This window comes from Variovorax boronicumulans NBRC 103145 (assembly GCF_001591345.1).
Lineage (GTDB): Bacteria > Pseudomonadota > Gammaproteobacteria > Burkholderiales > Burkholderiaceae_C > Variovorax > Variovorax boronicumulans.
This window is the reverse complement of the sequence record NZ_BCUS01000182.1, coordinates 1-8,414: the sequence shown is the minus strand read 5'-3', so window position 1 is coordinate 8,414 and position 8,414 is coordinate 1. Positions and strand designations below refer to the sequence as shown.

Here is an 8,414-nt window from a genome sequence, read left to right as displayed (position 1 = left end):
TCGGGCGGCAGCGCCCGCAGGCTCCCGGGCCCGCGCCGCCAGTTGCGCCTGGGCGCGGGCCGGCAGTTCCGCCAGGAACTCGGCCGGCATCGCGAAATTCAGGTTGCCGCCGTCGCGGGCAGAGAAGGTGGTGATGCCCAGCAGGCGGCCGTCGCTGTCGAACAGCCCGCCGCCGCTCGACCCGGGGGCGATGGCGGCCGTGGTCTGCAGCAGCCGCGCCTCGCCGTCGCCACCGCGCAGGCCCGACAACAGGCCTTCGCTGAGCGTGTTTTCCAGCCCGCGCGGGTTGCCGATGGCGTACACGCGCTGCCCCACCCGCGCACCGCCGGCGGGCGCCAGGGTCACCGGGGTTGCCGTGAAGTTGGCGACCTTGATCTGGCACAGGTCGCGCCCCGGGTCCGGGTATTCGAGCGTGGCGCCGTAGGTGACGTTGTCGCGCTTGACCACGAAATTGCTGGCCTTGGCGAGCACGTGGCAGTTGGTGACGAGGCGACCGGGCGCGATCACCACAGCGCTGCCGGCGCGCAGCGGGCGCTCCTGCGCGTCGAAGGTGCGCACGGCCCAGACGCTGCCGGTCAGCTTGGCGAACAGGGCGTCGGGCTCCAGCGCGGCGGCCGTGCCGGCGGCCAGCAGGGCGCCTGCGGCACACAGCCACGGGGCGGGGTTCGTCCAGACCGGCTTCACGGCTTGGCGGGCAGCAGGCCGCGCAGGTCGTCCATCGAGACGCGGGCGTCGGGCGCGGCGGACGGCGCTGCAGGCGCGGGGCGCACTGGAGCGGCCGGTGCGACCGCCACGGGAGGCGGCGGAGGCGCCACCACGGCGGGCGCAGGCACAAGTGCTGCGGCCGTCTTCGGCGCCGGCGCGGCCGCCATCTCGGTCGTGCCGATCTTCATGCCGACGGTCGCCTCGTCGCCGGTCTGCGCGCTGCGGTCGAAGCTGCGCACCTCGCCGAAGATCAGCTGGATCCAGCTCGGGTAGTTGAAGCCCGCGCCGGTGCCGGTGTCGATCGCCACGCCGACCAGGCCGCCGATCATCACGTTGCCGACCAGGCCCACGTTGACGCGCGAAATCGCCTGGCCGCGGGCCGGCGGCAGGCCGGACTGGGTGCATTCGATGTTCAGGTTCTCGCCCGAGCGCCGCACCGGCAGGGTCAGGCCCGAGCGCACCACCGCATCATTGCGGTCGTTGGAGACCCGGCAGCGGGCGCCGTCGACCACCTTGCCCTCGGGCGACAGGGTCTCGACCTTCACGTTCTGCGTGGTGCCGTGGGTCACGGAGGCGCAGCCCGTCAAAATAGACAAAACACCCGCGCCGACGCACAGGCCCCAAAATCGCCATCCGGCTCCTCGCATTGCTGCCCCTCGTTGTGTTTTGTAAATCAATGTAGCGCCGCGCGAGTCTAGCGCTCCCCTTTCCACTTTTTCAGGCCTCATTCCATGTTCAGTTACCGCCACGCGTTCCATGCCGGCAACCACGCCGACGTGCTCAAGCACACGGTCCTGATTGCCACCCTCGACCACCTGCTTGAAAAAGACGCCGCGCTGACCGTCGTCGACACCCACGCCGGCGCCGGCCTGTACCGGCTCGACGGCGACTACGCCGGCACCAGCGGCGAGGCGGCCGACGGCGTGCTGCGCTTCTTCGCCGAACCGGAAAAAGCCCCCGCCACGCCCGCCCCCGCCGCCAAGTCGGCGGGCAAGAAGCCCGCAGCCCCCGCCGAAGACAAGCCGGTCGCCGAAGCCATCGCCCGCTACCTGAGCGTGATCCACGACTTCAACCCCAAGGGCGGCGCGCGCGTCTACCCCGGCTCGCCGTTCATCGTGCAGCACCTGCTGCGCGACCACGACAAGCTCAAGCTGTTCGAGCTGCACCCGACCGACGCCCGCACGCTGGACGCCAACATCGCCCAGCTCGAGGCCGGCCGCCGCATCGCCGTGCTGCGCGACGACGGCTTCGGCAGCGCCACCAAGTTCCTGCCGCCGCCCTCGCGCCGCGCGCTGGTGCTGATGGACCCGAGCTACGAAATGAAGACCGACTACGGCCGCGTGCTCGACTTCGCGGCCGAGGCGCTCAAGCGCTTCGCCACCGGCACGTATGCCGTCTGGTATCCGATCATTCCGCGCCCCGAGGCGCACGACCTGCCGCGCCGCCTGAAGACGATGGCGACCAAGGCCGGCAAGCCGTGGCTGCACGCCACGCTGACGGTCAAGTCGAGCAAGATCACGAAGGACGCCGCCTCGGGCGAAACGCAGCGCCCGGGCCTGCCGGCGAGCGGGATGTTCCTGATCAACCCGCCCTACACGCTGAAGGCACAACTGGCCGAGGCGCTGCCGCAGCTGGCCGAGCGCCTGGCCCAGGACCGTAACGCCGCCTACTCGCTCGAGAGCGGCGGCTGAGGCCGGCCGCTCAGCGGCGCTTGCGCGGCGGCACGAGCACCCGCTTGCGCGCAGGGGCCGGCGCACGCACGCGCGACGTCGGCGCCTCGGGCAACAGCGCGGGCTGCAGATCTTCCGCCGCCACGGCCTGGCCGCCGCAGCGCATGCCCTCGCGGTCGATGACCGACAGCGCCACCTGCTTGATGCCCATGCTCGTGAGGCCGATGCGGTCGGCCGCGGCGCGGCTCAGGTCGATGATGCGGCCCGGCGTGAAGGGCCCGCGGTCGTTGACGCGCACCAGCACCTCGCTGCCGTTGACCAGGCTGCGCACGCACACGCGCGTGTTGAAGGGCAGCGTCTTGTGGGCCGCCGTCATGGCGCCCATGTCGAAGCGCTCGCCGTTGGCGGTCTTGCGCTGGTGGAACTGGATGCCGTACCACGACGCGCCACCACGCTCGAAGATCTCGCGCGGCTCATCGCCGGGCACGCCATCGTCGAGCGATTCGCCGGTGCCCGACACCGCGAGGTCGTAGCGCACCGACGGCACGGCCGAGCGCGGGGCGGCACCGGGCGGCACGGCCAGGCCGCGTCCCAGCGGCTGCAGCCGCTTGCCGGACGCCGCCGGCGCGGCGGCGGTGTCCGCGTCTTTCTCCTGCGTGGCAGGCGGCATGGTGCACCCTGCGAGCACGCAGGAGACCGCGACGGCGACCGCGCGCAGCCCTCTCAATCCAGGCGCTCCAGAATGGCCAGCGTGGCCGCCGACTGGTTCATCGTGTAGAAGTGGATCGCGGGTGCGCCGCCCGCTTGCAGGCGCGCGCACAGGTCGGTCACCACGTCCAGGCCGAAGGCCTTGATGGAGGCCGTGTCGTCGCCGAAGCCCTGCAGGCGCAGGCGGATCCAGCGCGGGATCTCGGCGCCGCAGGCGTCCGAGAAACGCATGAGCTGCGTCGAGCTCGTGATGGGCATGATGCCCGGCACGATCGGCGTGTCGAGCCCCAGCTTGCGCGCGTCGTCGACGAAGCGGAAGTAGGCCTCGGGGCTGAAGAAATACTGCGTGATGGCCGAGTCGGCGCCGGCCTTCATCTTGGTCGCGAAGGCCTGCAGGTCGGCTTCGGGCGAGCGCGCCTGCGGATGCACTTCGGGGTAGCAGGCCACCTCGATGTGGAAGTCGCGGCCGGTCTCCTCGCGGATGAAGGCGACGAGGTCGCTCGCGTACTGGAACTCGCCGCCGATGCCGTAGCCGCTGGGCAGGTCGCCGCGCAGCGCGACCAGGCGCTTCACGCCCATGGCCTTCAGCTCGGCCAGCTGCTCGCGCACGGTGGCGCGCGTGGCGCCGATGCACGAGAAGTGGCTGGCAGCATCCACGCCCTCGGCCAGGATCTCCTGCACCGCACCGAAAGTGCCCTGGTGCGTGGAGCCGCCCGCGCCGTAGGTGACGGAGCAGAACTGCGGCTTGCGCGCATACAGCTGCTGGCGCACGGCGCGCAGCTTGACCGCGCCTTCGGGCGTCTTGGTCGGGAAGAATTCGAAACTCAGCGGAAGGCGCACCTGCGTCTCCTTAGGAACCGTCGCCCGCCTTGGCAGCAGCACGAACGGCGTGAATGAAAAACTCGCGGTTGCCGTCGCCCCCGGCGATCGGGCTGTCGAACCAGCGCAGCACCTTCAGCTCGAGCGCCGCGCAGGCGTCGTGCAGGCGCTTCTCGACCACAGCGTACATCGCCTCGTCGCGCACGATGCCGCCCTTGCCGACCTGGCCGGGCTGCAGCTCGAACTGCGGCTTGACCAGCATCAGCAGCTGGCCGTCGTCGGCCAGGAACTGCACCACGGCCGGCAGCACCAGCGTGAGCGAAATGAACGACAGGTCGCCGACGATGAGGTCGAAACGCGGCTCGGCCGGGGCTTCGACAACTTCGAGCGCCTCACCCACCTCGTCGTCCTCGCCCTCGTCCACCTGCAGATCGGCCGGCGACAGCGCCCGCGCATTGACGCCTTCGATGGCGACCACGCGTTCGTCCTCGCGCATGCGCGCATGCAGCTGCCCGTGGCCCACATCGACGCCCACCACCTTGGCGGCGCCGTGCTGCAGCAGGCAGTCGGTGAAGCCACCGGTCGACTGGCCCACGTCCAGGCAGAGCTTGCCGGTCGGGTCCACGCCGCTGGTCTTCAGCGCACCTTCGAGCTTGAGGCCGCCGCGCGACACGTAGCGTGCCTCGGCGGCGTCGGCGAGCTCGAGCTCGGCCGACTCGGGCACTTCGTCCTTGTTCTTGGCGACGTTGCGCCACGCGTCGCCCGTGCCCGCGTCACGCCAGCGCATGCCGCCGGCGATGAGCCGGACCGCTTGCGAACGCGACGCGGCCAGGCCGCGCTCCACCAACAGTTGATCGGCGCGCACGCGGATCAGTAGCGGTAGGTGTCCGGCTTGTAAGGGCCGTTCTTGTCCACGCCGATGTAGGCGGCCTGGGAGTCGGTCAGCTCGGTGAGCATGGCGCCGACCTTCTTCAGGTGCAGGCGCGCGACCTTCTCGTCCAGGTGCTTGGGCAGCACGTAGACCTTGCCGGCCTGGTAGGCGTCGGGCTTGGTGAACAGCTCGATCTGGGCGATGGTCTGGTTGGCGAACGACGACGACATCACGAAGCTCGGGTGGCCCGTGCCGCAGCCCAGGTTCACGAGGCGGCCCTTGGCCAGCAGGATGATCTTCTTGCCGTCCGGGAAGGTGATGTGGTCCACCTGCGGCTTGATCTCTTCCCACTCGTACTTCTCGATCGACGCGACGTCGATCTCGTTGTCGAAGTGGCCGATGTTGCAGACGATGGCCTGGTCCTTCATCTTGACCATGGTGTCGTGCGTGATGACGTCCTTGTTGCCGGTGGTGGTCACGAAGATGTCGGCCTTGTCGGCGGCGTACTCCATGGTCACGACCTTGTAGCCTTCCATCGCGGCTTGCAGGGCGTTGATCGGGTCGATTTCGGTGACCCACACCTGGGCGCTCAGGGCGCGCAGGGCCTGGGCCGAGCCCTTGCCCACGTCGCCGTAGCCGGCCACGCAAGCCACCTTGCCGGCGATCATCACGTCGGTCGCGCGCTTGATGCCGTCGACCAGCGATTCGCGGCAGCCGTACAGGTTGTCGAACTTGCTCTTGGTGACCGAGTCGTTCACGTTGATGGCGCGGAACAGCAGCGTGCCCTTGGCGCTCATCTCGTTCAGGCGGTGCACGCCGGTGGTGGTCTCTTCGGTCACGCCGATGATCTCGGCCGACTTGCGGGTGTACCAGGTGTCGTCCACGGCCAGCTTGGCCTTGATGGCGGCGTACAGAATGCGTTCTTCTTCGCTGGTCGGGTTGGCGAGCACGCCCAGGTCCTTTTCGGCGCGCTGGCCCAGGTGCATGAGCAGCGTGGCGTCGCCGCCGTCGTCCAGGATCATGTTCGGGCCTTCGCCCTTCGAGCCCTTGGGACCGAAGTCGAAGATGGCGTGGGTGTAGTCCCAGTAGTCCTTCAGCGACTCGCCCTTGATGGCGAACACCGGCGTGCCGGCGGCGGCGATGGCGGCGGCGGCGTGGTCCTGCGTCGAGAAGATGTTGCACGAGGCCCAGCGCACTTCGGCGCCCAGGGCTTGCAGCGTCTCGATCAGCACGGCCGTCTGGATGGTCATGTGCAGCGAGCCCGTGATGCGCGCGCCCTTCAGGGCCTGGCCCTTCGAGAACTCTTCACGGATGGCCATCAGGCCGGGCATCTCGGTTTCGGCGATCTTGATTTCCTTGCGGCCCCAGGCGGCAAGGGACAGGTCGGCAATCGCCTGGTCGGCGGTCGAGACGGGGGTGGGCTTGAGTACAGCGCTCATGTGAACTCCAAAACTGGTTTGAAAGATGCCACTGCGTACGGGGAAGAAAGACTCACCGCGAGAACAGCGGGTGAGCGTGGTTGCGATGTGGTCCGAGCCTCACGCCTGACGGCGCTGCAACGCTCCTCGGAGCGCCGGATTGTAGTCGCGGCCGCCCGGCCCGCCAATCGACCGGGGCATCCCACATCACGGAAAGCGCGGACGCCCGCCAGGCCGGGCCGTGCGGCGCGGGCCACCCCGGGAAACTCCGCAGGCAAATCCGCGCTTGGAGCGCCCTGAGCCGCGCCGGCCCGGCGTATCGTGGCGGCGGGCCCCGGCCGCCCGGCCGCTGCCTGCATCCACCCGTTCGATTGTTTTCATCACCCGACACAGGAGATTCCGCACCATGGCCACTGCCAAGAAAGCCGCCGCGAAAAAAACCACCGCCAGCAGCGCCGGCGCGAAGCAGGCGGCGCCGTCCGCCGCGGACATGCTCGATCCGATGAAGAACCTCAAGGGCATGGCCGAGCGCCTGCAGAACCTGAACCTGACCGGCGGCGCCGGCAAGCTGCTCGACAGCGGCCGCAAGGACCTGCAGGCGCTGATGCAGGCCAACGAGAAGTCCTACCAGGGCCTGCAGACCGTGGTGCAGCGACAGACCGAGATGATCAAGACGGCCATCGCCGAATGGCAGACCGCCGCCAAGGCGATGCCGGGCAAGGACCCGAAGGAAAACCTCGCCAAGCTCGACGAGCTGGGCCGCCAGTCGTTCCAGCGCGCCGTCGACGACATCAAGGAGCTGGCCACCCTGGCCGCCAAGTCGCAGGCCGACGCCTTCGACGTGGTGCGCCAGCGCATCCAGGCCAACGTGGACGAGGTCACGAAGCTGCTGCAGCGCAAGTAACAAGAAGCAAAGAAAGGCCCGCATGACCGCCGTCGCGCCCCGCACCGAACGGCGCACCCGCGCCAACGGCATCGAACTGGCCTGGGACAGCTTCGGCGACCCCGAGGCGCCGCCGCTGTTGCTGGTCATGGGCCTCGGCGCCCAGATGGTCGCCTGGGACGACGCGTTCTGCGCCGCCCTGGCGCAGGCCGGCGGCCACCATGTGATCCGCTTCGACAACCGCGACATCGGCCACTCCACCCACCTGCCGCACGCCGGCGTGCCCGACATCCAGGCGCTGATGCTGCAGGCCATGGCGGGGCGCCCGCTGCAGGTGCCCTACACGCTGCGCGACATGGCCGACGACTGCGCCGGCCTGCTCGACGCGCTGGGCATCGCGCGCGCCCACGTCGTGGGGGCGTCGATGGGCGGCGCCATCGGGCAGGAGATGGCCATCCATCACCCGGGGCGGATGCGCTCGCTCACCAGCATCATGTCGAGCACCGGCGACCCGGCCCTGCCGCCGCCCACGCCCGAGGCGCTGGCGGTGCTGTTCGCGCCCGCGCCGACCCGCTTCGAGGCCTACCTGCCGCACCACGCCAAGCTGTGGCGCGTGCTGCGCGGCCCCGACGCCTTTCCGCTCGACGAGGCGCGCGACGCCGAGCGCGCGCAACTGGCCTTCCTGCGCGGCCTCAACCCGGGCGGCGTGGCGCGGCAGCTGGCGGCCGTGTTCGCATCGGGCAACCGCAAGCCGGCGCTGCGCGCGGTGCAGGTGCCCACGCTGGTGATCCACGGCGACGTCGATCCGCTGGTGCCCGTGGCCTGCGGCATCGACGTGGCCGAGGCCATTCCCGGCGCGACGCTGCTGCGCATCCCGCGCATGGGCCACGCGCTGCCGATCGCGATGTGGCCGCAGATCATCGAGGCCATCGCCGCGCACACCGCACGGGCGGCGCGGCGCGACGATCACTGAAGAAAAAAGAGACACGACAACGAACCCAGACGGAGGTGTTTTCATGAGCCAGTTTCCGTCCCTCGATCCCATGGCCCTGTGGCGCGAGCTCACGGCCCAGTGGGAAAAAAGCACCAACGAATTCGCCAACGAAGCCATGGCCTCGGACCCGTTCCGCCAGGGCATGCACGGCGGCATGAACGCCTCGCTCACCGCGCAGAAGGCGGTGGGCGACCTGATGGCGCGCTACCTCACGCTACTGAACCTGCCCACGCGCGCCGACCTGCAGGCGCTGGGCGAGCAGCTGCACCGCATCGACGACCACCTGGCGGGCATCCGGCGCGCGCTGGAAGGCGGGGCCGGACCTGCCGCACGGACCGCCGACGCA

General features: G+C 69.9%; 10 protein-coding genes and 1 riboswitch. Of the genes, 4 read left to right on the top strand and 6 right to left on the bottom strand.

Going from position 1 to position 8,414, the window contains the following annotated elements; translation table 11 throughout:
• A partial coding sequence (locus VBO01S_RS33340; protein ID WP_255221240.1) for a S1C family serine protease occupies positions 1-684 on the bottom strand: 684 nt, incomplete at its 3' end.
• Positions 681-1,274 (bottom strand): hypothetical protein, encoded by a 594-nt coding sequence (locus VBO01S_RS33335; protein ID WP_062482368.1) that lies wholly within the window; start codon positions 1,272-1,274, stop codon positions 681-683. The genes VBO01S_RS33335 and VBO01S_RS33340, both read right to left, overlap by 4 nt.
• A 162-nt stretch (positions 1,275-1,436) precedes the next feature.
• Here VBO01S_RS33335 and VBO01S_RS29740 point away from each other — a divergent pair, with 162 nt between their 5' ends.
• The gene (locus VBO01S_RS29740; protein WP_062482365.1) at positions 1,437-2,396 is read left to right on the top strand and encodes a 23S rRNA (adenine(2030)-N(6))-methyltransferase RlmJ; all 960 of its coding nucleotides are present in this window, start codon (positions 1,437-1,439) and stop codon (positions 2,394-2,396) included.
• Positions 2,397-2,406: 10 nt separating this feature from the next.
• Here VBO01S_RS29740 and VBO01S_RS29735 read toward each other — a convergent pair whose 3' ends face one another.
• From VBO01S_RS29735 to ahcY, 4 genes are read right to left on the bottom strand one after another with little or no spacing between them, the layout of a single operon-like run.
• Positions 2,407-3,045 carry a septal ring lytic transglycosylase RlpA family protein gene (locus VBO01S_RS29735; protein WP_062482362.1) on the bottom strand — a complete coding sequence of 213 codons (639 nt, stop codon included), beginning with the start codon at positions 3,043-3,045 and terminating at the stop codon, positions 2,407-2,409.
• 53 nt (positions 3,046-3,098) lie between these two features.
• Entirely contained in the window at positions 3,099-3,923 is an 825-nt protein-coding gene (gene metF / locus VBO01S_RS29730; RefSeq protein ID WP_062482359.1) for a methylenetetrahydrofolate reductase [NAD(P)H], read from the bottom strand.
• 10 nt (positions 3,924-3,933) lie between these two features.
• Positions 3,934-4,767, bottom strand: a complete 834-nt coding sequence (locus tag VBO01S_RS29725; protein ID WP_062482356.1) for a TlyA family RNA methyltransferase — start codon at positions 4,765-4,767, stop codon at positions 3,934-3,936.
• 5 nt (positions 4,768-4,772) lie between these two features.
• Complete coding sequence (ahcY, locus tag VBO01S_RS29720; RefSeq protein WP_062482353.1) at positions 4,773-6,212, bottom strand: adenosylhomocysteinase; 1,440 nt, start codon at positions 6,210-6,212, stop codon at positions 4,773-4,775.
• A 65-nt stretch (positions 6,213-6,277) separates the two neighbouring features.
• Positions 6,278-6,346, bottom strand: a riboswitch (S-adenosyl-L-homocysteine riboswitch).
• Positions 6,347-6,597: 251 nt separating this feature from the next.
• Here ahcY and phaP point away from each other — a divergent pair.
• The 3 genes from phaP to VBO01S_RS29705 all read left to right on the top strand — a co-directional run.
• On the top strand, positions 6,598-7,095 hold the full coding sequence (phaP, locus tag VBO01S_RS29715) for a TIGR01841 family phasin (protein ID WP_062482351.1): 498 nt from the start codon (positions 6,598-6,600) through the stop codon (positions 7,093-7,095).
• 22 nt (positions 7,096-7,117) lie between these two features.
• On the top strand, positions 7,118-8,047 hold the full coding sequence (locus VBO01S_RS29710) for an alpha/beta fold hydrolase (RefSeq protein WP_062482348.1): 930 nt from the start codon (positions 7,118-7,120) through the stop codon (positions 8,045-8,047).
• A 43-nt stretch (positions 8,048-8,090) separates the two neighbouring features.
• On the top strand, positions 8,091-8,414 hold a 324-nt coding region (locus tag VBO01S_RS29705), incomplete at its 3' end, for a hypothetical protein (protein WP_062482371.1).

What these genes read in the sequence shown, in the direction of transcription:
- ahcY (WP_062482353.1), bottom strand. Translation starts at nt 6,212, where the DNA reads ATGAGCGCTGTACTCAAGCCCACCCCCGTCTCGACCGCCGACCAGGCG.
- VBO01S_RS29740 (WP_062482365.1), top strand. Translation starts at nt 1,437, where the DNA reads ATGTTCAGTTACCGCCACGCGTTCCATGCCGGCAACCACGCCGACGTG.
- phaP (WP_062482351.1), top strand. Translation starts at nt 6,598, where the DNA reads ATGGCCACTGCCAAGAAAGCCGCCGCGAAAAAAACCACCGCCAGCAGC.
- VBO01S_RS29735 (WP_062482362.1), bottom strand. Translation starts at nt 3,045, where the DNA reads ATGCCGCCTGCCACGCAGGAGAAAGACGCGGACACCGCCGCCGCGCCG.
- VBO01S_RS29710 (WP_062482348.1), top strand. Translation starts at nt 7,118, where the DNA reads ATGACCGCCGTCGCGCCCCGCACCGAACGGCGCACCCGCGCCAACGGC.